The following is a 24,664-nucleotide window of genomic DNA, read 5'->3' on the forward strand; positions in this document are numbered from 1 at the left end:
TAAACTGAATATAATATTTGATAGGTTTTCGTTATAAAACGATAGTGAGCAATGAACTATAAACAACTTTGTGTTATCGTTGTCTATTTATGTTTTTTTAATTTCTGCAAAAATGGCTTTTAGTTTAGTAAAGGATTGTATTGAACGCTCATAGGCCTCTTTATTTAGATTTAAAGATGTTCGTCGTGCTATAATATAATTCTGAAAATGGATTTCTTTTGCATAACTTTTTGAGGTTAACTGCATATCAAAAAAGCTCACATTTTTAATTAAAAAATTAAAATAATAATCTTCGAATCCGCTAAAATCTAAATCTTCAACAACTTTAACGTCATTTAATGTTTCATATGGTTCAGATATAGAGTTACGCAAGTTTAAATCATCAAACAGTTTTAGGTCACCAGAAAACTTCAAATTTTCAAAAGTTACCGTTGTTGGGTTTAAGTAGTCTGTATCCATTAGCAGGAATGCTTTTGGTGGCAATTTTGGATTGTCGTAATCTTTGGTGTATAAAATTTTAAGTACAGTATCTACTTCTTTAAGCATTTCAATTGTAAAATCATTAAGCTCTTTTAATCGTTCTATGTTGCGGTTTGCTTCATCGTTTAACTGAATGATATATAAATCACGTAATTCTAAGTTGTTTTTAGCTTTTACATTTTCGTTAATTGCTAAAGCAATAAGAATTCCAATTATTACCAGCACTATTTCTCCGATGGCGTAAATTAGATATTTACTGAATTTGTTTTCAGAGAGTAGTTTTTTTCTAATGTGTCTAAAAAACTTAATCATATTAAAGGTTTTTAAAGTTTCCGCAAGCGGTTATCATAACCAAAGGTCTACGAGATTTTACTTTTATTATTTCATCTTTTCTAAATAATCATTAATGAGTTTAATTGTTGCTTTACCTTTTTCGTAAAGGGTAGTTCTAACGTTGTTACTGTACAAAATGTTTGCTTTGAGTATAGTAAAATCTTTAAATCCTTCTTTTTTTTGAACGTCATTTAAATTATCATAAAAGTTAATGATGTCTTCATAAGTTACCGCGTTACTATTTGAATTCCATCTTGGTTCCATAGTAGCCTCATATATAAAGGCATCACCCATATAATCACGCAGCCTGTAATATGCGCTTGTCTGTATGGCAATGTAGGTGTTTTCTTGTTTTATAACTTCTTCTACTTGTTTATAATAGTTTTGTATACTTTCTCTTAATTCCTCTGAAGCGATTAGCGCTAGCTTACCAGAAAATTTCATTTCATTAAATACCACGTCATTGCCTTCAAACCAGTTGGTCCCTTGAACTTTACTTGAAGCTGTTAAAAAAGCTTGTTGATTTGATGTAATTGAATTAGTCCTTTGCATACGCATTATCTGTGTAAATGCATCTAGTTTTAGCGTGTCTGTATTAAAATGCATCTCAAGTTCAGTTTGATCTTTGTTTAAATCCTTTAGAATTCTTTGCAGATAGTTTTGTTCGTATTGACTATTCTTTCTGTTTTCGTTCCAATTATTAATCTGTAGTGCGATTAAAATTCCTATTACTACGAGGACAATTTCTCCGATGGCGTATTTAAAGTACTTGCTTGTTTTGCCTGTTTCCATTAGGTTGTATCTTATTTTTCTAAAAAATTTTATCATGGTTTCAAGTTTAGCTCTGAACTTAATAAATTGGTTAGGCGATCTCTCATGGCTTTAAATTCTTGTAAAGCGTACTTTTGATAAACAAGCAATTCTAATTTAAGTGTTATGATATTCCATGCTTCTAAATTATTAAATAGCTTTTCAAAATCAGTTTCAGGTCCTCCAGATACGAGGCTGTTTTTATACATGTCTAGAGCAATTTGTGAGTAATTAAGATGGTTGTTAATAAAAGGTTCTATAGTTAAAGAATATTGATCAACAATGCCTGTATCAAGACTATTAAAATGGTTCAGTTGAATACTAAATGCTTGCAACTCATCTTTAATTTTGGTGTTATTTACTTTAGCTAAATAGCCTTCATTCATAAATTCTTCAACAATCGGATAATTAAAATTATTGACCCAAGCTGTGCCTAATGCACCTAAGGTTTTTTGTAGCGTTGGTATAGAATCTTTGTTGTTAGAACTTAATATTTCAAGCGTTTTTCTATTTAGCATTACTAAACTATCAATACCAATGATAAAATTGTCTAGTTCATCACGACTACTTTCTAACTCTTCATGCATGCGTTGATAGTAGTTGTTTAAGGTGAGCTGTTGAAGTCGCTTTTGGTTCCAATTATTAATTTGAAGTGCTATGAGAATACCAATAACGACAAGCACAATTTCGCCAATAGCGTATTTAAAATATTTGCTTGTTTTGTTTTCACTCATAAGGTTGTAGCGTATTTTGCGGAAGAATTTTATCATATCTATTTCCCTTGTAATAGGGAATCCTTTTAGTTAGAAGTTTCTTTATTGTTTTTTATAAATCTGAAATTCCCTCCAGTGCCACTATAATCAAAAGTAGCTTGGTCTTGCTTGTTTTTATATAATCTAAAAATTCCATTACCTTCTTTAATAAAAAAATAATCACCCTCATGCCAGTATAGTTTTACGTCTGGACTACCTGATGATTTTAATACCAATTCTTTATTTTCCATACTAACAGATGCTTTCACACCAAGTGTGGCTTCTGATGCACCTTTGTAGTCTCCTAAAAAGTCATTTATAGTATCTTTATTAGGGGATAGCATTAGCGGTTCGTCATAGTCAATGGCTGTTTTGCCCAATAGAGAATCTATTTTTTTATAAAGTATGATACTCTCAATCCTATATTCGTTAGCGGCATTAGAAATGTTGCCCAAATCGTTCATGTATATTGACGATTTGTTTTTTAGAAATGGGTCGTTAAAATAATAGGCCATAGCCTTATCAAGATATCTTCCCATACTGTAGTCGGCTACTTTTGGGTTTACCATTAGGTCTTTACGACCATCTATCATCACTGTATTTTTAATAAAGGTGTTGTAATCGTCGATTTCGTTTTGAATTTCAATGTGTAGATTACTCAAATAAGGAATGAGGCAATTATATTTTTCGGGTAAATTTTCTAAGTTATTTAATAATCGATTATAACCGCTTTTTTTATTACTGAAAGAGACATAATTTCCAGTAATTGGTAATGGATATGGATTCTTTTTATACATCTCAAAAGTGATGGAATCATTCATTATTTTTTGAAATATTGAATCTTTTCCGATATAAACATTATAAATACGTTTGGCATCTATAATGTCTGTTTTTAAATCTTGCTGTACCTGAGTAAGGATGGCTTTTATTTTTTTTTCATTTTGGGATGCATTATAAATACTGTTTATGCCTACCGCAATGAGAATACCTATAACCACTAGGAAAATTTCGCCAATGGCGTATTTAAAGTACTTGCTAGATTTGCCTTTTTCTAACAGGTGGAATCTTATTTTTCTAAAAAATTTAATCATTAGTAAAGTATATTATCTAAGGTCATGTCTAAACGTTCTTCCATCATACTAAAACTGCAATCCGAAAAGAAGATTTTATACATTTCTCGTCTAAAAGCTGCAAGTTCCATCTGGCTGTAATCGTGGTTATTAATTACTTTTTCAATTTTATCTAATCGCTTTTTAGAAGTGTGTTTATGAAACTTTTCATGCATTTTTAGAAATGTTTTTTTGCTAGTCTTCTTTTGTATCATGTCTAATTCTTCTTCAGTTTCCTCTTTATCTGCATTAGCGCAGAGTAGCATAATGTAAACTTGTAATTCACTTTTAGTCCAGTTTGGTTTTTTAGTTTTCATGATGTTTATATTTAATTAATAGCTTTCAGTGTTTTCTAATTCGTGTTCAACTTCTTTTAATATGTTTTCTATTTGCGATTTAATGCCGCTAAATAATCGAGGACCATTTGTGGCCTTAGCTAATAAATAATAATCCACTAAATAGTTTTCAAATTCAATAGAAGTGAAGATGTCCTTATTATTAGTTTTTGCAGATATGGATTGCAACTCTGAATCAATCATTTTTAAATCCATAACAATAGTTTTAGCACTTCCGTTTTTAAAAAAAAGACTGGTTAATTTTCGTTGTGTAAAATCGGCATCGTTTAATTGGGTACTTAAATAGTTTATAGTGCTTTCAAAAGAAGCTAGATTTTGTCTTAAATTTTTATTTAAAATAAGATTGAGTTTACCAGAACTAATAATATCATTTAAAACTCCCGTTGCTGGTACATATTGAATATCACTGCCTAAAATAGGTCCAAGTAATTGAGAGATTGTCTGTGGGCTAATGGTATCGAGCACATTTTTATTAAATAAAGTCAAAACCTTTTCTAAGGTTTTTATGCGCTGTTCATTGACTTTAATAGACGTGTTTATTTTATTCAGATTGGTTTTAAATTCTGATTGAAGAGACGTGAGATATTCCTGTTCTACCTTTCTCTGCGCGTTAAAATTATTGTTATTATTAATCCCTAGCGCAATGAGAATCCCAATGACCACCAGGATAATTTCTCCAATAGCATAGATTAGATATCTCGAAAATTTGTTTTCGGTAAGAAGTCGTTGCCTAAATCGGCGAAATAATGTAATCATTTACTTTCTTTAGGTTGAAAGCAAATTAAGTCAATGGTTGTAGTTGAGGTTGGTTAACTATTTGTATTTAAAGTTATTAAAATGTTACAGATAAAACTATTACATTTTTATTTAATCTCAAAATTTGTTGAAATTCTAATCTTTTTGAGTTAAAATACGTTTTAGAATAGACCTATTTATTAATGTTTATTAAATTAATATCCTTTGCAACTAAAGCTACAATTAGACTGAGTTTTTATTAGTAACTTCGCATCAAAATTTAATAATTCATAAAATTTAAACATATATGGAAGCAATTGCTACCGATTTCGGAATAAAAGAAGCTTTAAGTCAATTAGGAGTTAAAGATTTAAATGAAGGGACTTCAACAGGTTCAAATAATTTTTCTAATGGAGAAATTATTGAAAGTTACTCACCTGTAGATGGTCAATTAATAGGTAAGGTAAAAGCGACAACAAGAGCAGATTACGATAAAGTAATGGATACTGCAACTAAGGCCTTTTTATCTTGGAGAGATATGCCAGCACCACAACGTGGAGAAATTGTACGTCAATTTGGTAACAAATTAAGAGACTTAAAAGAACCTTTAGGGAAATTAGTGTCTTACGAAATGGGTAAATCTTTGCAAGAAGGTTACGGAGAAGTACAAGAAATGATTGACATCTGTGATTTTGCAGTTGGATTGTCTAGACAATTAAACGGACAAACTATTCCGTCGGAACGTCCAGGACATGTAATGAGAGAGCAATGGCACCCAATAGGTGTTGTTGGTATTATTTCTGCGTTTAACTTCCCAGTTGCTGTTTGGGCATGGAATACTGCCTTAGCTTGGATTTGTGGTGATGTTTGTGTTTGGAAAGCCTCTGAGAAAGCACCTTTATGTTCTATTGCTTGTCAAAACATAATAGCAGGTATCTTAAAAGAAAACAATTTGCCAGAAGGTATTTCTTGTATCATTAATGGAGATTACAAGGTTGGTGAAATGATGACTACAGACTCTAGAATTCCTTTAGTTTCTGCTACAGGTTCTACAAGAATGGGACGTATAGTTGGAGCAACAGTTGCTGAACGTTTTGGAAAATCTTTATTAGAATTAGGAGGAAATAATGCTATCATTATTACACCAACTGCAGATTTAAAAGTAGTAGTTCCTGGTGCTGTATTTGGTGCTGTTGGTACATGTGGACAACGTTGTACGTCAACAAGAAGACTAATTATTCACGAATCAGTTTACGATAAAGTAAGAGATGCCATTGTTGGTGCTTATGGGCAATTAACGATTGGTAATCCTTTAGATGAAAAAAATCATATCGGACCATTAATAGATAAAGAATCAGTTGAAACTTATTTGGCTGCTATTGAAAAGGCAAAAGCTGAAGGCGGAAACGTTTTAGTTGAAGGTGGTGTTTTAGAAGGTGAAGGTTATGAGTCTGGATGTTACGTGAAACCAGCAATAATTGAAGCAGAAAATCATTTTGCAATTGTTCAGCACGAAACTTTTGCGCCTATCTTATACTTAATGAAATATTCTGGTGAAGTTGAAAATGCTATTGCTAAACAAAATGGTGTTGCTCAAGGTTTATCTTCAGCCATTATGACTAACGAAATGAAAGAAGCAGAAAAATTCTTATCTTATGCTGGTTCAGATTGTGGTATTGCGAATGTAAACATCGGAACTTCTGGTGCTGAGATTGGTGGTGCTTTTGGTGGTGAGAAAGAAACAGGAGGCGGACGTGAGTCTGGTTCTGATGCATGGAAAGTTTACATGAGAAGACAAACAAATACTGTTAATTATTCTGATGAATTGCCATTAGCACAAGGGATAAAGTTTGATTTGTAGATCAAATTAAAAAATAAATATTAATTAAGAGCCGTTTCGAAAGAAGCGGCTTTTTTTTAACACTATTGCACGCAACCTTTTCTTACATTTCACATCTTAAGGTTATATATTTTAAATAATAAACATGAAAATAAACTTAAAACAACTTCTTATATTATGTGTAGTATTAACAACTCTTGGTTGTGTTACGCGTTTAGAAGATGATACAAGGATTTTAATAGTAGGTGAAGTTGTAAATAGTATTGGAGAGCCAATTGAGAATGCGCAAATTAGTATTTACACAAGACGAGCAAGAGGAATTTTTGTAAATTCTGGCTACGATGATTATCTATTAGGGAGAGGTTACAGCGGAAATGATGGAGAATTCTCGGTAACTTCGGTTTTAGATTTAGATGATGAATTTTCGATAGAAATAGATGCAGAAGAAGATGTTACAAATTATAGGTATTACACAAGTACTATAGCTTACGTTCCTTCTAATTTGGTATATAATCTTAATACCATAGAATTAAAAAAAAGAGCAACATTAAATTATAATATTACACGCACAAGTGGTGAAGGAAACACATTAGATTATAAATTTAAATACAACAGTATTTATTGTGCGGAATATTATGATCAAGGCGTTATTAACGAAAACTATAGTTATTGCTATAATGGTGTAGAAGATTATAGATTATTAACAGATTTACGTCCAGATGAAGAGCGCAGTTTAGAAACAATATTTGGGAGTACTGTAGAATTTATTTATTCCATAAATAATCAGCCAGAAATCACCGAAATATTTACAATTAACCAACCAACTTATGAGTTTACATTCAGTTATTAAAAGTGCATTTATTGGATTGTGTTTGTGTTATAGTTTCGTTGGTGTTACTCAAGAAGACAAACAGAATGATATAATAGAGGATACAGAAGAAAAATCTAGTGTTTTCAGTTCAAAAGAACGACAGAGGTATATGGCGTTTTCTGTTGGTTACCAAAATCCTATTTCTTCTGGTGATAATTTTATTGGTAGTGCATTAAACGGAAAATCTGGTTATGATTTAAGATTCAAGCTATTTGTTTACAAGCAATTCTTTTTAGAATATAATAACTCATTAAGCTATTTTAAAGTTGGTAATAAAGCATTAGTTGGTAATTATAGAAAAAGTAGGTTTGAAGGTAATTTTCTTTACGTTGGTTATGAGTTTTTACCGTTACCAGATTTTAGAGTTGGCGTAAATGCAGCGCTGTTTGGCAAAACAAAAATTACAAATAGTGGATTTAATTTGGGAGAAGGTATTCAGCAAGATTCTGGTAATTTATCTAGTTATGGCTTATATGTTGCTTATGAGATTCACTCACATGTTTCCCTCTACATAGATTACTCTTACAGAAGTATTAAAACAAACATAAAAGCACCTCAAGGATTAGAGTCTTTTTTTGAAAAAGGAACTTATAATACAATAGGTTTTGGTGTTATGTTTATTATGGGAAAAAGAGATTTAGTATCGCGGTTTTTGAACTAAAACATTGCATTAAAGTGACTTATTTGGGAATTGTGTTTCGTATAAATGACTAAAAGTGTTAAAATTTTTAATATCTTGACAGTCAATTAACTAAAAAACACTAACTAATGAGTAAAAAAACAACTTACCTTCTAGGTATTTTGCTTACAATCATTATTGGTACTTTATTGTTTTGCTATCTCTGTGACGACTGTTATTGTTGTCCTGAAGATGAAGTAACTACTGAAGAAACTAATACTATTGTGGCAGAGCCAGAAGTTAATCAAGTCACAAGAAATGGTTTTAGCCTTTCTGATGCTAATGGCAACTTCAATGTTAAAATTAATGATAACTTTAATTTTAAGACTTCTAAATTTTCAATTTTAGACACTATTTCTCCTAATGTAACTGAAGGCGTTACTAAATTGAAAGACTTCCTTTTAGAAAATCCATTAAAAACGGTAGATATCACTGGTTATTATAAGAGTGATGAAACCAATAATTCTGCCTTTCCAAATCTTGGATTAGCAAGAGCAAATAGTGTGAAAAACTATTTAGTATCTCAAGGCATTCCTTCCAAGCAAATTAATATTAATGGGCAATTAAACGATGCTATTAATCCAGATGACTCAGGTACTTTATTTGGGCCATTAGAATTTGGGATGTTAACATCTAAAGAAGGTGCAACTGACGAAGCTTTAGCTGCTATCTGCGATGATATTCGTAAAAACCCAATTGTATTATACTTTAAAACAGGACAAGCAGAAATTAATTTAACAACAGATCAACGTGAAAAAATCGCAAATATCTCGCGTTGTGTAGATAAGCTTGGTGTTAAAATACAAGTTGTAGGTCATACTGATAATACAGGAAATGCAAATACAAATATGCGTCTTGGACAAGAACGTGCAGATTTTGCTAAAGATTATTTAGTAAGAAACGGGATTTTAGAACCAAATATTGAAACGTCTTCAAAAGGACCAAATGATCCTATTGCAGATAACAACACTAAAGACGGTCAGGCTAAAAACAGACGTACCGTAATAACAATTAACTAACTAACTTAAAAATATATAATTATGAATTGGTGTATATTAATCCCATTACTTGTAGGTGTCATTTGCGCAATACTTGGCTATTTACTAGGAAAACTTCTAGGTGGAAGTAATCACGATGATTGCAATGATAGAATAGCTAAACTTGAAGCAGATTTAGAGGCTTGTAGAAAAGCAAGATTATCTTTAGAGTCTGACTTAAGTGCGTCAAAAAATGTTGCGTCACTTTTAGAATCTGATTTAAAATCAGCAAAACTAGAAAGTGCTAATTTAGCTTCATCTTTTACAGCACCAGCTGCTGTTGCTGCTTTAGTTCCTTTTGATGCTGATGCTGCTAAAGCTGTTTTTGGTAAAAAAATAAAACAAGACGACTTAACCGTTGTTGAAGGCATCGGTCCAAAAATTAAAGAATTGTTTCATAACCATGATGTTAAAACATGGAAAGCGCTCTCTGAGTGTAGTGTTGAAAAATGTCAATCTGTTTTAGATAGTGGAGGAGATCGTTATAAAATACATAAGCCAGGCACATGGCCAGCACAAGCAAAGTTTGCATATGAAGGTAAATGGGCAGAACTATTAGAATGGCAAGACCAACTTGATGGTGGTAAATAATCACCTCAAAAATATTTAATTATAAAAACCGTTTCATAATAGAAGCGGTTTTTTGTTTTTAAACTATTCGTTAAATTTTTAGTCTTATTAGATATGACACAGCAAGAACTTCAGCATTTATATTGGCGAGTTGGTTTTGGGATTAATCCGACTAACTTTAATTCATTGCCTAAAAATAGGCAGCAAATAGTGGATGCTATTTTTGATAATTCTAAATCGATATCACCTCTTAAAATTGACTTGTCTTTTATGCACGGTGTTACTGTAAAGGACCTAAAAGAGAATCCTAAATTTGCTCAAGAATTAAGGGTTGCAAGTAGAAAAAAGCTGGCAAATTTAAATTATGCTTGGTTAAATCAATTGGTTGATGCTAAAGAGTTACTGAGAGAGAAAATGACGCTGTTTTGGGCTAATCACTTTGTGTGTAAAGACAACCATGTAGTATTTGCTCAAAAATTTAATAATACGCTTAGAACGCATGCGCTTGGTGATTTTAAAACTTTTGTAAAATCAATATCTAAGGAAGCAGCAATGCTTAAATATTTAAATGGCAAACAAAATAAAAAAAACCAACCTAATGAGAATTTTGCTCGCGAACTAATGGAGTTGTTTACATTAGGTGAAGGACAATATTCTGAAAAAGATATAAAAGAAAGCGCCAGAGCTTTTACAGGTTATAACCATGATTTTGATGGGAATTTCAGGTTTAAAATGAAAGTTCATGATCAAGGTGAAAAAACATTTTTTGGTAAAACCGGTAATTTTTCAGGTGATGATATTATTGATATAATTCTTGAAGATAAACAATGCGCGACCTATATATCAGATAAAATCTATCGTTATTTTGTAAATCCAAAACCTAATAAAAAACATATTGAAGCCATGGCTAATGTTTTTTATAAGGATTATAATATCGAAAATCTAATGCGTTTTGTGTTGTTGTCAGATTGGTTTTATGATGATGAGAATGTAGGTGCAAAAATTAAATCACCTATTGAATATTTAATAGGCATGGTAAAAATAGTTCCTGTTAAATTTGGAAGAGAAAAGGATTTACTTAAAATTCAGAAACTTTTAGGGCAAACCTTATTGAATCCGCCAAATGTTGCAGGTTGGAAAGGTGATAAAGCTTGGATTGATGCTAATACTATAATGGTGCGTTTAAAATTACCTTCGGTTATGTTGAATAATGCTGTAATTTCTTCGGGTGAAAATGATGAGTTAAGAAAGAAGTTTTTCAAGAAAAACAAAGGGAAATTGCCTATTAAAGTCACGGTTGATTGGAATACATTTTCAGAAAATTATAAAAATATTAATCCTGAAAATCTTCAAGATTATATCCTTCAAGGAAATAGTAATAAAGGTACTGCAGACTTTTTAAAAACGTTGAGTAAAACTTCTAAGCAAGAGTATTGTGTTCAGCTAATGTCGTTACCAGAATATCAAATGTGTTAATAGAATAATCATGGACAGACGAAAATTTATTAAGAATTCAGCATTAGCGAGCAGCTTGTTTTTTGTTCCAAATTTTGTAAAAGCTTTCGAATCTGTTACGGCGAAACAATTAGGCTATAAACGTTTGGTAATTGTTCAATTAGCAGGTGGTAATGATGGGTTAAATACAATAATTCCGCATAATAATGATTTGTATTACAATGCAAGGCCACAATTAGCGATTACAAAAGGTATTATAAAACTGAATGACGATTTAGGGTTTCATCCTAGTTTAAGTCCATTGCGCTCTTTGTTTGATAATGGTGAATTGTCAATAATAAATAACGTAGGTTATCCAAATCCGGTTCGCTCACATTTTAGATCTATGGATATTTGGCAAACAGCAAGTTCTTCTAATGAATATTTGCAAAGTGGTTGGTTAGGTCGTTATTTGGATAAGCATGGCGATAAGCCTTATAATGCTTTGGAAATGGATGAGCAATTAAGTTTAGCTATGAAAGGTGAGCATTTTAATGGTATTGCCACTAATGATTATAAAGTTTTGTATAATACAGCAAAGGATCCTTATTTTAAAAAGGTGCTTAATCATTACAATGATGCACATTTAAGCGAACATAATTTAGGCTATCTCTATCAGACTATGATAGAAGCTGAGTCTTCTGCTAGTTATATTTTTGAAAACACCAACGTAAAATCATCTCAAGAGAGCTATCCTCAAAACGGATTTGCAAAGCAGCTTAAAAGTATTGCGCAATTTATCAATTCAGGTTTAGATACAAAGGTGTTTTATACCTCTTTAGGTGGTTTTGATACTCATGCCGGTCAAAATAATAAACAAACAAAATTGTTATCGCAGTACGCAGAGAGTGTTTTGGCTTTTGTAAAGGACTTAAAACGAAATAATACTTTTGAGGATACTTTAATTTTCACCTTTTCAGAATTTGGAAGACGCGTAAAACAGAATGCAGCTAATGGCACAGATCATGGTGCGGCAAATAATGTGTTTGTAATTGGTGAAAATTTAAAGAAAGCAGGTTTCTATAATGATCTTGCGAGTTTAAGTGATTTAGATGGGAATGGTGATTTAAAATATGATGTTGATTTTAGATCTGTTTATGCTACAATTCTTTCTAACTGGCTAAATGTTTCTGCCAAAGGAATTATTCCTTCCAAACAAAAAACATTGAATTTTATCTAGGTATATAAAAAAACCTTGTTTCAATTTGAGCGTTAAGCTCTATAGAAACAAGGTTTAATAATTGATTAATAGCAATACAAAGATGTGCAATAATTCTATTCGTTAACAAATTTTTTGATGAATGGTTAAAAAAAATGTATAATCAGTAGTGTTTTGATGCAGTCTCCGATAAGACGCAGAAAACGAGGTTATAATTTCGTAAAATATCGATGAACTAACTATATTTTACTTTTCTTAAAACTCGAATTGTTTCTTTATATGAAATATAGAGTTCTGTATCGTAATCTTTTATGTAGGGTTTTGAATATTCTAACTTATCTAGTGCGTCATCAAAACCGTTGAGGTAACAGATGAGATAACTTGCTGCTAAATTCTTTAAATCTTCAATTTCATTTTGAGATAATTCTTGTTTCTTTTGAAGTTTTTCTAAAATAGCATTGTTAGCATTGTAAATATGGTGCAATACTTTTTTGTCGAATTGTGGTGGCTCAAAAATAAGATTCACATCAATAGAATAATTGGCATTGTCATTAAATTGAATCGTTTTTTCTTCAAGCTTATAGTATTTATAAGATTTGTTTAAGCCGAGTCTAACATATTCAATTATTCTAAAAGAGTTCTCGGAATATGAAATGGATACTTCATCTAGAGTGGAATAAAATAAACGTACCTGTTCGTTTATCATTTCAATATCAACTCTAGAAAAGAAGACTTCGTTTTTTATTACTTTCTTAGCGCCAGACCAGCATAAAACAAAGTATTCTTTAAACACTTTGTATTGCGGATTGTAATCTTGGCGTTTATTCATAAAATCAAAAACGCCTTCTAGTGTAAGTTCAATATTGTTTTGTGCATGCTTTTCTATGGCAGCCACAATTTTAGAATTCACATCTTTAATTTCAATATCAAAAACTTTAGGCATACTCATGCTTCCGTCTCTAAAAAAGACAGAACCACCATAATATTTCCAGATGTTTTTTCTAAGCGATGTGATAGAGTCAATTGGTCTAATAGTAACTAGGCCAACCACTTTGTCATCTGGTAAATGCGGAAAAGGAATATTTTCGTATTGTACAATTGGTGGGTTTGAGAGGTAGGCATTGATGAGATTCTGAATTTTACTATCATCAAAAAAATCGACACCTACGATTTTGTTGTCGTCATCTTTTACACCAATTACTATGTAAGAGTTGTTTTTTGGATTGCTGTTAGAAAGTGCACAAACATGTTTTAAAAATTTAGCTTTTCCTTCTTTGTGGCCAATATTGATTTTTAACTTTTTATCATAGAAACTATTCTCATCATTATGAGCAAGTAAGTTTTTTATGAGAAGACGTTTGTTAATCATAATTTGTTTTCTTGCAAAAGAAGGACTTTTGTTAATTTGATTTTTTTACAATAGTAGAACTAGCCTGAGCAGTACAAAACATCAGAACATCTGCAATATTTACGTGTGCTGGTCTTGAGATGGCAAAGTAAATGACATCGGCAACATCTTCTGGTTGCAATGCTTTATAGCCTTTATAAACATTATCTGCTTTAGAATCACCTTTAAAACGTACTTCTGAAAATTCAGTTTCTACCAAACCAGGATTAATAGCGCCTACTTTTATTCCGAAGGGATTTAAATCTATTCTCATACCTTCAGTGATTGCTAATACAGCATGTTTACTGCCGCAATACACATTTCCGTTTGGGTAAACTTCTTTGCCGGCTGAAGAGCCAATGTTAATGATGTGTCCGGATTTACGGTCTGTCATGCCAGGAATAATCGCTTTACTCACATAAAGTAAACCTTTTACATTGATGTCCATCATGGCATCCCAATCATCTAAACTACCCGTTTGTATTGGGTCTAGTCCATGTGCGTTACCTGCGTTGTTAATGAGAATATCTATTTTTTGAAATTCTTTGGGTAAAGAAGCAATAGCTTCAAAAGTTTGTTTTCTATCACGAACGTCAAAATTTAATATATATACATCTGTTTCGCGAGATAATGCTTTTTGTACACTATCTAATCGTTCTTGTCTGCGGCCGCATAAAATTAAATTAATGCCGTGTTTAGCAAATTCGTGAGCAGTCGCTCTGCCTATTCCGCTAGTCGCTCCTGTGATTAATGCCGTTTTTTTCATTGCGAAGTTTTCTTGAGAAGTCAGAAATCGTTTTCTAATAATAATTAAAAAACCCTTCTGGTTAGGGAAGGGTTAGTATAAGTTTTATGGAACTTTATGTCCTTGTGCAGCAGTCAATATTAAAAACCAATCTTCAGTTTCTAAGTTAATTTTTGTAGCTGCAACTGCTTGTTGTAATCTTTCTTTAGTTGTTGTGCCAACTACAGGATGAACACCAGATGGATGTTTCATAATCCAAGCCAATAGCAATTGGTCTTCGGTAGCATTGTATTTATCTTTAAGTGCACCTAGTTGTTTGTGTATGCGTCTAGTTTGCTCAGTATCTTCTTTAAACACAGAACCTAAAGGTGACCAAGCCATGGGTTTTATTCCGCTAGTCATCATAAAATCTAACGTTCCGTTATACATTGCTGTATGTTCGGTTAAGGAGAATTCAATCTGATTGACGTCAATATCCATACGCAATCCAATCATGTCCATTTGCGATGGTGTAAAATTAGAAACACCAAAGTCTCTAATTTTTCCGTCTTTTTTTAAAATGGTAATTGCTTCAGCTATTTCTTCGGCAACCATTAAAGGACTCGGTCTGTGCAGTAATAACAAATCTAAATAGTCGGTATTTAAATTTCTTAAAGACTCTTCAACGGACCAGGTAATATAATCTTTACTGTAATTATAATGTTTAACCTTATTAGGTCGGTTTTCACATTCGTCTTGAATTCCACATTTAGAGATGAGCTGAATTTCCTTTCGCTTTAATCCAGAATCAGCAAATGCTTTTCCGAAGTCAGCTTCAGTTGTGTATGCACCATAAATATCAGCATGATCAAATGTGGTAATGTTGTTGGCAACGCAAAAATCTATCATTGATGCCATTTCTTTTTTCGAGAGTTGTTTTCCCCAACTCCCCCAAGTCATGGTTCCTGCAATTAATCGAGAATATGTCACTTATTTATCAGTTTAAGTATGTTTTCTTGCAATTCATGTATAAAAGTACTCAAAACATTGATAAAACAGTATTATTGAGTGTAATTATTTAATTCTCTGTGTAATGAATCACCTACAATCTATAAAAACTATTGTTTTATCTCTCGTTTTTTTAATTAGCTATACAAGCTGTACTAAAGATGATATGGGAAGAGATGGCAATAAAGCAGCTATTACTGTAAGTCTTAAAAGTAATCTTAGTGAATACAGCGATGTATATTTTGATATTGAAGATGTACAGGTAAAAGTGAAAGAAGATGGGAATTTGTCTAATGCTTGGGTGAGTTTAAACGCTATAAATACCGGAACACATAATGTGTCTGAATTAAGAAGTGATTCTGAATTACTTTTAGTAGACCATTTTGAAGTCAACCCAACTTATATTTACGAAGTTAGGTTGGTTCTTGGTGATAATAATTTTATGAATATCAATAATACTTTAGTGAATTTAGATATTACAAGTAGCGGAAACGGTTCACCTTCAAACTTAATAAAGAGAGATTTTGAAGCGAGTTATATATATCAGCTAGAAATAAACATTGATATAGATGAATCTGTAAGTTTTAGTGAAGACGAAAATATGATGATTCTTAATCCAAAATTGTACACAGAAATAAGAAAATTTTAATATTAATTAACCCTAATCCATAATTAATTCTTAAAAAGAGTAGTACTTCGGTGTTACTCTTTTTTTTTAACCAATTGTTAACAGCATCTAACGAAAAATTTTAACATTTTGCATCCTCTAAAATATTGAATGACCATTTGTGTGAAATATTTTAAAAATGGTAATTAATAGATTTGTTCTTAAACCCTTATATAATGGAAGAAACGAATACAGTTGACATTAAGTCAATTAATGAAAAGATTGAAAAAGAAAGTGCATTTGTAGATTTATTAACCTTAGAAATGAATAAGGTTATAGTTGGACAAAAACACATGGTAGAGCGTTTGCTTATCGGTTTATTAGGTCAAGGTCATATTTTATTAGAAGGTGTGCCAGGTTTAGCAAAAACTTTAGCGATTAATACCTTATCTAAAGCGATTGATGCTAGTTTTAGTAGGATCCAATTTACACCAGATTTATTGCCGGCAGATGTTGTTGGTACACTGATTTTTAATATGAAAGAAAATGATTTCACTATTAAAAAAGGACCAATTTTCGCCAACTTTGTATTAGCAGATGAGATAAATAGAGCACCAGCAAAAGTGCAATCTGCTTTATTAGAAGCTATGCAAGAAAAGCAAGTAACTATTGGAGATGAAACTTTTATCTTAGATAAGCCATTTTTGGTGATGGCAACAATGAATCCGGTTGAGCAAGAAGGAACTTATCCTTTGCCAGAAGCGCAAGTGGATCGTTTTATGCTAAAAACGGTTATTGATTATCCGAAAATTGAAGAGGAACAAATGATTGTAAGAGCCAATTTAAGAGGTACTTATGAGAAAGTTAATCCTGTTGTTTCTGTAGCTCAAATTTTAAGTGCTCAAAAAGCAGTTAGAGAAGTGTACATGGATGAGAAAATTGAGAAATATATTCTTGATATTGTCTTTGCAACACGTTATCCTGAAAAATACAGATTAGATGATTTAAAACCATTAATTTCTTTTGGAGCATCACCTCGTGGTAGTATTAACTTAGCAACAGCAGCAAAATGTTATGCTTTTATAAAACGAAGAGGTTATGTAATACCAGAAGATGTGAGAGCAATTGTACATGATGTTTTACGTCATAGAATAGGAATTACTTACGAAGCTGAAGCAGAAAATGTTACTTCGGAAGATATTATCAACAAAATTGTAAATGAGATAGAAGTACCATAAATGAGTCTTAAGTATTTAGTCCTTAGTTAGCAGTCGTTTGCTCAGAACTGAATACAACAAACTGAACACAGAGGACTGAACACTGCAAATTGAATATTGCAAACTGCATACTAAATAATGGATACTAAAGAACTTCTAAAAAAAGTACGAAAAATAGAGATTAAGACACGTCGTTTGTCTGATCATATATTTGGAGGCGAATATCATTCGACCTTCAAAGGTCGTGGTATGACTTTTTCTGAAGTCCGTCAATATCAATTTGGTGATGATGTAAGAAATATAGATTGGAACGTTACGGCAAGAACCAATTTACCACACATTAAAGTTTTTGAAGAAGAACGTGAGCTCACCATGATGCTCATGGCAGATGTTTCTGGTAGTAAACTTTTTGGGACAAAGAATCAATTTAAAGATGAAATTGTTACCGAAATTGCAGCTACCTTAGCGTTTTCAGCAACTCAGAATAATGATAAAATAGGTTTGATTTTATTTTCGGATGAAATTGAATTGTTTATTCCGCCTAAAAAAGGACGTTCGCATGTCCTTAGAATTATTCGTGAGTTATTAGAGTTTCAACCTAAAAGTAAAAAAACCAACATTGGTGAAGCTTTAAAGTTTTTGTCTAACGTAATGAAGAAGAAAGCTATTGTATTTCTATTGTCAGATTTTGTTGCAGACGATTATAAGCATAATCTTAAAATAGCAGCAGGAAGGCATGATATTACAGGTATTAGAGTTTACGATAAACATGAAGCCGAAATTCCAAATATTGGAATGGTACAAATGGAAGACGAGGAGACTGGTGAATTAATGTTAGTAAATACAGGTTCAAAATCAGTACGTCAAAATTATAGTAAATTTTACAACGAAAAGGTTCACTACTTTAAGGACAGTTTCGCAAAATCTGGGTCTGGTTCTATTGATTGTCGTGTGGATGAAAGCTACGTAAAAAAATTATTGGGCTATTTTAAACAAAGAGGCTAATCAGCTTGAAGTTTGATAGATGAAGAGATTAAAAATGAAAATGCAAAACAACATATTAATAAGAAATAAAGAAACAAAAGTTTACCGTCAGCGGTTTTTAATTTTCGGTGTATTTTCAATTTTCTTTTTTCTAGGTTCTTTATTCTCGTCAGCGCAAGTCACTACGGAAATAGACACTACAAAAATCAGAATTGGAGAGCAAATCAATTATAAAATTAAAGTTGAAGCGGATACTTTATCATTAGTTGTATTTCCAGAAGGTCAAACATTTATGCCTTTAGAAGCTGTTGAGGCGTTAAAAATAGACACTACAAAAAGAGATTCTAGGTATTTATTATCTAGAATTTATAAACTTACACAATTTGATTCTGGAGTATATACCATTCCGAGACAAAAAATAATAATTGACGAGAAACCATTTTTTACAGACTCTTTAAATGTTGCTGTTAATACTGTTGTAATAGATACTACTAAGCAGAAACTTTACGATATAAAACCTATTATAGAAGTTGAAAAAAGTAAAAGTAATTGGTGGAAATGGCTTTTAATTGCATTATTTGCGATAGCCTTAGTTGCCTTTTTATTGTATTGGTTTATTTGGAGAAAAAAACCATTAACTAAAGAAGAAGAAATTGCGCTTTTACCACCATATGACAGAGCAAAATTAGCATTAGAGAAATTAGATGAAAGCCAGTATTTAGTGCGTTCTGAAGTGAAGGAGTATTATTCAGAATTAACCTTTATCATAAGAAAATACTTAGATGAAAAAGTTTACGACCGTGCTTTAGAAAGTACAACAGCAGAACTTATTGCACGTTTAAATCTGTTGAAAGATGGAAATCAAATTCCATTATCAAAGGAAACAATATTACATATAGAATCTATTCTACAGCGTGCCGATTTAGTGAAGTTTGCTAAGTCTGCTCCTGATGTAGAACTTGCTAAAATGGATAAAACAACAATAGATAAAGCTATTGATAACGTTAGAGTAAGTTTACCAGAACCTTCTGAAGAAGAAAAATTATTAGACCAAAAATATAAAGAAGAACAAGAGCGTAAAAAGAAGCGTAAAAAAGTCTGGATAACAGTTGCTATTTCTATCTTTCTTATTGTGGCCACATTTGTAGGTTTTGGCGTAAAATATGGTTTCGGTTATGTAAAAGATACCATTATTGGTCATGAAAGTAAAGAGTTATTAGAAGGTGATTGGGTAGAGAGCGCATACGGTTTTCCACCAGTTTGGATTGAAACACCAAAAGTTTTAAAGCGTGTAGATACTAAAATACCAGATGAAGCAAAGGAAAAATTATCTATGACCACTTTTGCTTATGGTACCTTACTAGATGTTTTTAGTGTAGTTATTAATACTACCACATTAAAAGTACCAAAACAACAAGGTGCAGAACCTCAGGAATCAGACAAGCCAACTTTCGATTTATATAAAGTATCAGAAGAGTCCATAAAAGGTTTTGAAGCTAAAGGCGCAAGTAATATTTCTGTAAAACGAGAAAAGTTTACAACACCAAATGGAGCTGAAGGTTTAAAAACATTTGGAACCTTAAGTTTAAAAATGCCTAATACAGAATATGGTGTAGATGCTAAATATGAATTGTTATGTTTTGCTAATGAGAATGTATTACAGCAAATTATAATTACATTTCCAAAAAATGATGATTATGCCAAAGATATGGTACAACGTATTACAGATTCCATAGAATTAAAACCAGACGAAGTAGAAGAAGACCAAAACTAATGTTAGAGAATATAGAATTTTTAAATAAAGAATTTTTCTGGTTGCTATTGCTTTTGCCATTGGCCATAGTTTGGTATGTGTTTAAAAATAGTAAGCAAACGGCAGAGTTAAAAATGTCGAGCATTCAAGGCTTTAAAAACACATCATCCTTTTGGTCAAAGTTTAAGCATGTATTATTTGCATTGCGTTTAATTGCTTTAGGACTTTTAATTGTTGCACTAGCAAGACCAAGAACTGTAGATGTTTCTACAAGAACAAAAACAACGAGCGGAATAGATATTGTAATGGCAATTGATGTCTCTGCAAGTATGCTAGCAAAAGATTTAAAACCTAATCGATTAGATGCTTTAAAAGAAGTTGCAGCAGATTTTATTGATGGTCGTCCTAGTGACCGAATTGGTTTGGTAGAATACGCAGGAGAAGCGTATACCAAAACTCCAATTACAAGTGATAAATCTATTGTGCAACGCTCACTTAGAGATATAAAATATAATACAATAATTGAGAGCGGAACGGCAATTGGTATGGGATTAGCAACTTCTGTTAACCGATTAAAAGATAGTAGAGCCAAGAGTAAAGTGATTATACTCTTAACAGATGGTGTAAATAATTCTGGGTTTATAGACCCAAAAATTGCGAGCGAATTGGCTGTAGAATATGGTATTAAAGTTTATACTATTGGTTTAGGAACTAATGGAATGGCATTATCGCCAATTGGCTTTAATAATAACGGTACGTTTAGATATGGCAGAGCGCAAGTTGAAATTGACGAAGCTTTATTGAAAGAAATTGCAGAAGAAACAGGTGGAAAGTATTTTAGAGCAACAAATAATGATAAGTTAGCTCAGATTTATGATGAAATCAATAAGCTCGAAAAAACAGAAATAGAAGAAAAGAAATATTACAATTACGATGAAAAATACAGACCATTTATCCTTTTGGCAGGTCTGTTATTATTGATAGAATTATTATTAAGAAACACAATATTTAGAAGCTTTGTTTAGACTCGATGAAAAAATATGGTTTTGGACATTACTGGTAATACCGGTAATCATTTTGCTGTTTGTTTTTCTTCAGCTTTGGCGTCGTTCTGCGCAGAAAAAATTTGCTGATTCAGCCTTGTTAAAACGCCTGAGTCCTAATCAATCTTTGTTTAAAAGTATATTAAAAGTGTTTGTGCTTTGTGGCGCTTTTGCATGCTTGTCTTTAGCATTGGTAAATCCTAAGATTGGTACAAAATTAGAAACCGTAAGAAGTGAAGGTGTTGATGTGGTGTTCGCGATTGATGTCTCTAAAAGTATGCTAGCTGAAGATATTGCACCAAATAGACTAGATAAATCTAAGCAATTGGTTACTCAGATTATCAACAGTTTAGTAAGTGATCGTGTTGGGATAATAGCTTATGCTGGTAAAGCGTTTCCGCAATTACCAATTACAACAGATTATGCTTCGGCAAAGATGTTTTTACAAAATATGAATACAGATATGATGTCTTCACAAGGAACGGCAATTAGTGAAGCAATTCAACTATCAAAAACATATTTCGATAATGAAGATCAAGCTAATCGTGTTTTAGTTATCATTTCAGATGGAGAAGATCATGATGGTGAAGCTATAAATGTTGCTGAAGAAGCAGCCGAACAAGGTATAAGGATATTAACCGTTGGTGTTGGAGATTTAAAAGGTGGGCCAATCCCAATTAAACGGAATGGTGTTATCTTAAATTATAAGAAAGATAATAATGGCGAAACGGTAATTACACGTCTCGACGAAACTACATTAAGAGAAATTGCGGAAGAAGCTAATGGTGTTTATATTAATGGTAGTAATACTACAGAGGTTGTAAATACTATTAAAGAGGAGCTCGCTAAAATGGATAAACAAGAATTTGAATCTAAGCAAATTGCAGATTTTAAAGACCAATTTCAATGGTTTCTTGGTTTAGGAATTTTGTTGTTATTCATTGATATTTTCCTATTAGAAAGAAAAACAGGTTGGTTGAAAAAACTTAACTTATTCAATGAAAACTTTTAGAATTTCTTTAACGCTAAGTCATTAAAGGCTTTAGTAATTTAGAGGTCGTTTACATAATTAAAACAAACATGAAATTATATTTATCACTTATTGCACTTTTGGTTGGTTTTTTTGGTTTTTCGCAAGACCAAAATGAAGCACAATTAAAAGCCGAAAAAAATGCTACTGATTTTGTGTATCAAGCAAATGAATTGGTTAGTGAAGATAATTATGTTGAGGCTGAAATGGCATACCGAAAAGCTATTTCTAAAGCACCAAGTAAGGCTGTTGGAGCTTATAATTTAGCGCACTCGTATTATAAGAAAGGTAGTTTTGATGAAGCTCTCTTTAGAAGTCAAGAAGCTGCAAAAAACGCAACCAATAAAATTGAAAAACATAGAGCTTTTCATAATATGGGTAATATTTTAATGGAAAGTAAGCAGTGTAAAGAAGCGGTTGAAGCTTATAAAAATGCATTAAGAAGTAATCCTAATGATGAAGAAACACGTTATAATTTGGCTATAGCAAAAGATTGTGCTAATCAGCAAGAAGATGGTGGAGGCGAAGAAGATAAAAAGGACGAGAATAAAGACCAAGAGCAAGACAAAGAAGACGACCAAAAAAAGGAAGACGATAACAAAGACAATAAGGATAATAAAGATAAAAAGGACGAAGGCGACCAAGATAAAAAAGATGGTGATCAGGAGAAAGATGATGAAGGAAAGCCTAAAGACGACAAAAAAGATGATGGTAAAGGCGATAAGGATAATAAAGATAAAAACCAAAAACAAAAGCCAAAACCAGGGCAAATGTCTCCTCAGCAAGTAAAAAATATTCTAGAAGCGATGCAAAACCAAGAGCAAAAAGTTCAAGAAAAAATGAATGCTGAAAAGCAAAAAGGCGTTAAAGTAAAGACTGAAAAAGATTGGTAGATTAGTTCGTAATTACAGCAATGAAATTCATAAAATACATATCAATAATATGCCTCATACTTGCTACAAGTATGGCTTCTGCACAAGTTAAATTTGAGGCTAAAGTCAGTAAGAAAAAATTAGGTGCTAACGAGCGCTTGCGTATCGATTTTGAAATGAATAAAGATGGTGACAATTTTGAGCCGCCAAGCTTTGCAGATTTTGATGTGGTTGGTGGCCCTAATACTTCGGTTAGTAATTATTCTAGAAACGGACAACGTTCTTATAATAAGACATATAGCTATTTCTTAGCGCCAAAAAAACAAGGGAAATTTACAATTAAACAAGCCACCATAGAGATAGATGGTGAAACTTATAAAACCTTTCCAATTACCATTGAAGTTACCAAAGCAATAACTAAACCTAATGGAGACACAGCTGCTTCAGATTTGGCAGAAGAAAGCATACACTTAGTCGCTGAGGTTTCTAATGCTAACCCGTATTTAAATGAAGCTATAACGGTAGTTTATAAACTATATGTTTCTGAGGAAATTGGTGTAAGTAGTAATTGGAGAGAAAAGGAAATTCCTAGATTTAATGATTTTTGGAGTCAGAATATTGAAATAAAAGGCCTCAATATTTTAGAAGGTGAGTATAAAGGTAAAAATTACCGTTATGTTGTTTTAAGAAAAACAGTGCTTTACCCTCAAAAAACAGGAAGTTTAAAAATTGAGCCTTTAGTGATGGATATCACTGCTGAAGTGCGCTCTAATAAACGTGATATCTTTGGGAGACAATTAATGACTAAAATCCCTAAAGAAGTTACTGCAGGCAGTAGAACTATAAATGTAAAACCATTACCAGAAGAAGGAAAACCTTCAGATTTTAAAGGTGCCGTTGGTAATTATTCATTTAAAGTAACAACAAGTAAAACGCAATTAAATGCTACAGAATCCCTTCAAGCTAAAATTGAAGTTACAGGAAAAGGAAATTTAAAACTGTTTGAATTACCAAAATTAACCGTTCCAAGTTCATTAGAAGTATACGAACCTGAACATAAAGAAAATATTAGAACTAATTTAAGTGGGATGCAAGGTGGTATTTCAGATACGTACACTATTGTTCCGCAATACAGAGGGAAATATCCTGTGCCTAGTATTTCATTTTCATATTTTAACCCAGAGAAGGAAATTTATAATCGTATTACCTCAGACGAGATTGTTATAGATGTCATAGAAGGACCAACAGCTGGTAATACAAATAGTGAAAATGCAACAGCAAGCACAAAACAAACTGTAAACCCTAATACAAACACTTTCGCTTTTATAAAAACAACATCTAATTGGACTAATGTAAAATCAGAACCTTTCTTTAGATCTTCAGCCTTTTGGTCGTTAACGTTATTACCGTTTTTAGCGATTCCATTAGCTATAATGATAAGACGTAAAAAGGATAAGCGAGATGCTGATGTGCAAGGAAACCGTATTAGAAAAGCAGATCGTTTAGCCAAAAAATATTTAGGTGAAGCTAAAAAGGCAATGGGGCAAAAAGAATCATTTTACTTAGCCCTAGAAAAAGCACTTCATAATTATTTAAAAGCAAAATTAAATATTGAAACTAGCGATTTTAATAAAGAAAAAATTGAAAGCCTATTATCAGAACGCCAAGTAGAAAGCGATGTAGTTTCCGATTTTATTTCAATTTTAGAAAATTGTGAATTGGCACGTTACACTCCAATTACACAAGTGACTATGCAGAATGATTATGATAAGGCAGCAAAAACAATTTCATTAATAGATAAACAACTGAGATAA

24 protein-coding genes are annotated in these 24,664 nt (G+C 32.0%); 15 read left to right on the top strand and 9 right to left on the bottom strand.

Going from position 1 to position 24,664, the window contains the following annotated elements:
• Positions 1-87: 87 nt before the first annotated feature.
• The 6 genes from Q0807_RS08885 to Q0807_RS08910 all read right to left on the bottom strand — a co-directional run bounded on the left by Q0807_RS08885 (position 88) and on the right by Q0807_RS08910 (position 4,596).
• Complete coding sequence (locus Q0807_RS08885) at positions 88-792, bottom strand: hypothetical protein (protein WP_299108772.1); 705 nt, start codon at positions 790-792, stop codon at positions 88-90.
• A gap of 66 nt (positions 793-858) precedes the next feature.
• Positions 859-1,641, bottom strand: a complete 783-nt coding sequence (locus tag Q0807_RS08890; protein WP_299108774.1) for a DUF6090 family protein — start codon at positions 1,639-1,641, stop codon at positions 859-861.
• Positions 1,638-2,357 (bottom strand): hypothetical protein, encoded by a 720-nt coding sequence (locus Q0807_RS08895; RefSeq protein WP_299108776.1) that lies wholly within the window; start codon positions 2,355-2,357, stop codon positions 1,638-1,640. Before Q0807_RS08895 ends, Q0807_RS08890 begins: the two co-directional genes overlap by 4 nt.
• Before the next feature lie 65 nt (positions 2,358-2,422).
• Complete coding sequence (locus tag Q0807_RS08900) at positions 2,423-3,466, bottom strand: DUF6090 family protein (protein WP_299108778.1); 1,044 nt, start codon at positions 3,464-3,466, stop codon at positions 2,423-2,425.
• On the bottom strand, positions 3,466-3,801 hold the full coding sequence (locus tag Q0807_RS08905; RefSeq protein WP_299108780.1) for a hypothetical protein: 336 nt from the start codon (positions 3,799-3,801) through the stop codon (positions 3,466-3,468). Before Q0807_RS08905 ends, Q0807_RS08900 begins: the two co-directional genes overlap by 1 nt.
• Before the next feature lie 15 nt (positions 3,802-3,816).
• On the bottom strand, positions 3,817-4,596 hold the full coding sequence (locus tag Q0807_RS08910) for a DUF6090 family protein (RefSeq protein ID WP_299108782.1): 780 nt from the start codon (positions 4,594-4,596) through the stop codon (positions 3,817-3,819).
• A 286-nt stretch (positions 4,597-4,882) separates the two neighbouring features.
• On the opposite strand from Q0807_RS08910, the gene Q0807_RS08915 reads away from it, so the two are divergent.
• From Q0807_RS08915 to Q0807_RS08945, 7 genes are all read left to right on the top strand, one after another.
• Positions 4,883-6,436: an aldehyde dehydrogenase family protein gene (locus Q0807_RS08915; protein WP_299108784.1), complete on the top strand. Its 1,554-nt coding sequence runs from the start codon at positions 4,883-4,885 to the stop codon at positions 6,434-6,436.
• Positions 6,437-6,560: 124 nt separating this feature from the next.
• Positions 6,561-7,265: a hypothetical protein gene (locus Q0807_RS08920; protein ID WP_299108785.1), complete on the top strand. Its 705-nt coding sequence runs from the start codon at positions 6,561-6,563 to the stop codon at positions 7,263-7,265.
• A complete protein-coding gene (locus Q0807_RS08925) occupies positions 7,243-7,947 on the top strand; it encodes a hypothetical protein (RefSeq protein ID WP_299108786.1) in 705 nt (234 codons plus the stop codon). The genes Q0807_RS08920 and Q0807_RS08925 overlap by 23 nt, the downstream gene beginning before the upstream one ends.
• A 107-nt stretch (positions 7,948-8,054) precedes the next feature.
• Positions 8,055-8,984, top strand: coding sequence for an OmpA family protein (locus tag Q0807_RS08930; protein ID WP_299108788.1), 930 nt, complete (start codon positions 8,055-8,057; stop codon positions 8,982-8,984).
• A 21-nt stretch (positions 8,985-9,005) separates the two neighbouring features.
• Complete coding sequence (locus Q0807_RS08935) at positions 9,006-9,593, top strand: hypothetical protein (RefSeq protein ID WP_299108790.1); 588 nt, start codon at positions 9,006-9,008, stop codon at positions 9,591-9,593.
• A 93-nt stretch (positions 9,594-9,686) separates the two neighbouring features.
• Positions 9,687-11,048, top strand: coding sequence for a DUF1800 family protein (locus Q0807_RS08940; protein ID WP_299108792.1), 1,362 nt, complete (start codon positions 9,687-9,689; stop codon positions 11,046-11,048).
• Positions 11,049-11,058: 10 nt separating this feature from the next.
• Positions 11,059-12,246 (top strand): DUF1501 domain-containing protein, encoded by a 1,188-nt coding sequence (locus tag Q0807_RS08945; RefSeq protein WP_299108795.1) that lies wholly within the window; start codon positions 11,059-11,061, stop codon positions 12,244-12,246.
• Positions 12,247-12,460: 214 nt separating this feature from the next.
• Here Q0807_RS08945 and Q0807_RS08950 read toward each other — a convergent pair whose 3' ends face one another.
• The 3 genes from Q0807_RS08950 to Q0807_RS08960 all read right to left on the bottom strand — a co-directional run bounded on the left by Q0807_RS08950 (position 12,461) and on the right by Q0807_RS08960 (position 15,326).
• Positions 12,461-13,594: an ATP-binding protein gene (locus Q0807_RS08950; RefSeq protein WP_299108797.1), complete on the bottom strand. Its 1,134-nt coding sequence runs from the start codon at positions 13,592-13,594 to the stop codon at positions 12,461-12,463.
• Between the two features lie 31 nt (positions 13,595-13,625).
• Positions 13,626-14,378 (bottom strand): SDR family NAD(P)-dependent oxidoreductase, encoded by a 753-nt coding sequence (locus tag Q0807_RS08955; RefSeq protein ID WP_299108799.1) that lies wholly within the window; start codon positions 14,376-14,378, stop codon positions 13,626-13,628.
• An 84-nt stretch (positions 14,379-14,462) separates the two neighbouring features.
• Positions 14,463-15,326: an aldo/keto reductase family oxidoreductase gene (locus tag Q0807_RS08960; protein ID WP_299108801.1), complete on the bottom strand. Its 864-nt coding sequence runs from the start codon at positions 15,324-15,326 to the stop codon at positions 14,463-14,465.
• A 103-nt stretch (positions 15,327-15,429) separates the two neighbouring features.
• Between Q0807_RS08960 and Q0807_RS08965 the strand changes: the two genes are divergently transcribed.
• The 8 genes from Q0807_RS08965 (at position 15,430) to Q0807_RS09000 (ending at position 24,664) form a co-directional block, all read left to right on the top strand.
• The gene (locus Q0807_RS08965; RefSeq protein WP_299108803.1) at positions 15,430-15,993 is read left to right on the top strand and encodes a DUF4382 domain-containing protein; all 564 of its coding nucleotides are present in this window, start codon (positions 15,430-15,432) and stop codon (positions 15,991-15,993) included.
• Positions 15,994-16,187: 194 nt separating this feature from the next.
• The gene (locus tag Q0807_RS08970; RefSeq protein WP_299108805.1) at positions 16,188-17,189 is read left to right on the top strand and encodes a MoxR family ATPase; all 1,002 of its coding nucleotides are present in this window, start codon (positions 16,188-16,190) and stop codon (positions 17,187-17,189) included.
• 117 nt (positions 17,190-17,306) lie between these two features.
• Positions 17,307-18,173: a DUF58 domain-containing protein gene (locus tag Q0807_RS08975; RefSeq protein ID WP_299108807.1), complete on the top strand. Its 867-nt coding sequence runs from the start codon at positions 17,307-17,309 to the stop codon at positions 18,171-18,173.
• Between the two features lie 40 nt (positions 18,174-18,213).
• Entirely contained in the window at positions 18,214-19,926 is a 1,713-nt protein-coding gene (locus Q0807_RS08980; protein ID WP_299108809.1) for a hypothetical protein, read from the top strand.
• A complete protein-coding gene (locus Q0807_RS08985) occupies positions 19,926-20,930 on the top strand; it encodes a VWA domain-containing protein (protein ID WP_299108811.1) in 1,005 nt (334 codons plus the stop codon). Before Q0807_RS08980 ends, Q0807_RS08985 begins: the two co-directional genes overlap by 1 nt.
• Complete coding sequence (locus Q0807_RS08990; protein WP_299108813.1) at positions 20,923-21,960, top strand: VWA domain-containing protein; 1,038 nt, start codon at positions 20,923-20,925, stop codon at positions 21,958-21,960. The genes Q0807_RS08985 and Q0807_RS08990 overlap by 8 nt, the downstream gene beginning before the upstream one ends.
• 68 nt (positions 21,961-22,028) lie before the next feature.
• Complete coding sequence (locus Q0807_RS08995; RefSeq protein ID WP_299108815.1) at positions 22,029-22,871, top strand: tetratricopeptide repeat protein; 843 nt, start codon at positions 22,029-22,031, stop codon at positions 22,869-22,871.
• A 20-nt stretch (positions 22,872-22,891) separates the two neighbouring features.
• Complete coding sequence (locus Q0807_RS09000; protein ID WP_299108817.1) at positions 22,892-24,664, top strand: BatD family protein; 1,773 nt, start codon at positions 22,892-22,894, stop codon at positions 24,662-24,664.

Origin of the sequence: uncultured Winogradskyella sp. (genome assembly GCF_947495255.1) — a bacterium.
Lineage (GTDB): Bacteria > Bacteroidota > Bacteroidia > Flavobacteriales > Flavobacteriaceae > Winogradskyella.

Excerpts from the sequence above, each read along its gene's own strand:
- Q0807_RS08925 (WP_299108786.1), top strand. The coding sequence starts at position 7,243 with ATGAGTTTACATTCAGTTATTAAAAGTGCATTTATTGGATTGTGTTTG.
- Q0807_RS08955 (WP_299108799.1), bottom strand. The coding sequence starts at position 14,378 with ATGAAAAAAACGGCATTAATCACAGGAGCGACTAGCGGAATAGGCAGA.
- Q0807_RS09000 (WP_299108817.1), top strand. The coding sequence starts at position 22,892 with ATGAAATTCATAAAATACATATCAATAATATGCCTCATACTTGCTACA.
- Q0807_RS08920 (WP_299108785.1), top strand. The coding sequence starts at position 6,561 with ATGAAAATAAACTTAAAACAACTTCTTATATTATGTGTAGTATTAACA.
- Q0807_RS08935 (WP_299108790.1), top strand. The coding sequence starts at position 9,006 with ATGAATTGGTGTATATTAATCCCATTACTTGTAGGTGTCATTTGCGCA.
- Q0807_RS08985 (WP_299108811.1), top strand. The coding sequence starts at position 19,926 with ATGTTAGAGAATATAGAATTTTTAAATAAAGAATTTTTCTGGTTGCTA.
- Q0807_RS08885 (WP_299108772.1), bottom strand. The coding sequence starts at position 792 with ATGATTAAGTTTTTTAGACACATTAGAAAAAAACTACTCTCTGAAAAC.
- Q0807_RS08940 (WP_299108792.1), top strand. The coding sequence starts at position 9,687 with ATGACACAGCAAGAACTTCAGCATTTATATTGGCGAGTTGGTTTTGGG.
- Q0807_RS08975 (WP_299108807.1), top strand. The coding sequence starts at position 17,307 with ATGGATACTAAAGAACTTCTAAAAAAAGTACGAAAAATAGAGATTAAG.
- Q0807_RS08930 (WP_299108788.1), top strand. The coding sequence starts at position 8,055 with ATGAGTAAAAAAACAACTTACCTTCTAGGTATTTTGCTTACAATCATT.
- Q0807_RS08945 (WP_299108795.1), top strand. The coding sequence starts at position 11,059 with ATGGACAGACGAAAATTTATTAAGAATTCAGCATTAGCGAGCAGCTTG.
- Q0807_RS08890 (WP_299108774.1), bottom strand. The coding sequence starts at position 1,641 with ATGATAAAATTTTTTAGAAAAATAAGATACAACCTAATGGAAACAGGC.
- Q0807_RS08970 (WP_299108805.1), top strand. The coding sequence starts at position 16,188 with ATGGAAGAAACGAATACAGTTGACATTAAGTCAATTAATGAAAAGATT.
- Q0807_RS08995 (WP_299108815.1), top strand. The coding sequence starts at position 22,029 with ATGAAATTATATTTATCACTTATTGCACTTTTGGTTGGTTTTTTTGGT.
- Q0807_RS08980 (WP_299108809.1), top strand. The coding sequence starts at position 18,214 with ATGCAAAACAACATATTAATAAGAAATAAAGAAACAAAAGTTTACCGT.
- Q0807_RS08895 (WP_299108776.1), bottom strand. The coding sequence starts at position 2,357 with ATGAGTGAAAACAAAACAAGCAAATATTTTAAATACGCTATTGGCGAA.
- Q0807_RS08905 (WP_299108780.1), bottom strand. The coding sequence starts at position 3,801 with ATGAAAACTAAAAAACCAAACTGGACTAAAAGTGAATTACAAGTTTAC.
- Q0807_RS08900 (WP_299108778.1), bottom strand. The coding sequence starts at position 3,466 with ATGATTAAATTTTTTAGAAAAATAAGATTCCACCTGTTAGAAAAAGGC.
- Q0807_RS08965 (WP_299108803.1), top strand. The coding sequence starts at position 15,430 with ATGAATCACCTACAATCTATAAAAACTATTGTTTTATCTCTCGTTTTT.
- Q0807_RS08910 (WP_299108782.1), bottom strand. The coding sequence starts at position 4,596 with ATGATTACATTATTTCGCCGATTTAGGCAACGACTTCTTACCGAAAAC.
- Q0807_RS08915 (WP_299108784.1), top strand. The coding sequence starts at position 4,883 with ATGGAAGCAATTGCTACCGATTTCGGAATAAAAGAAGCTTTAAGTCAA.
- Q0807_RS08950 (WP_299108797.1), bottom strand. The coding sequence starts at position 13,594 with ATGATTAACAAACGTCTTCTCATAAAAAACTTACTTGCTCATAATGAT.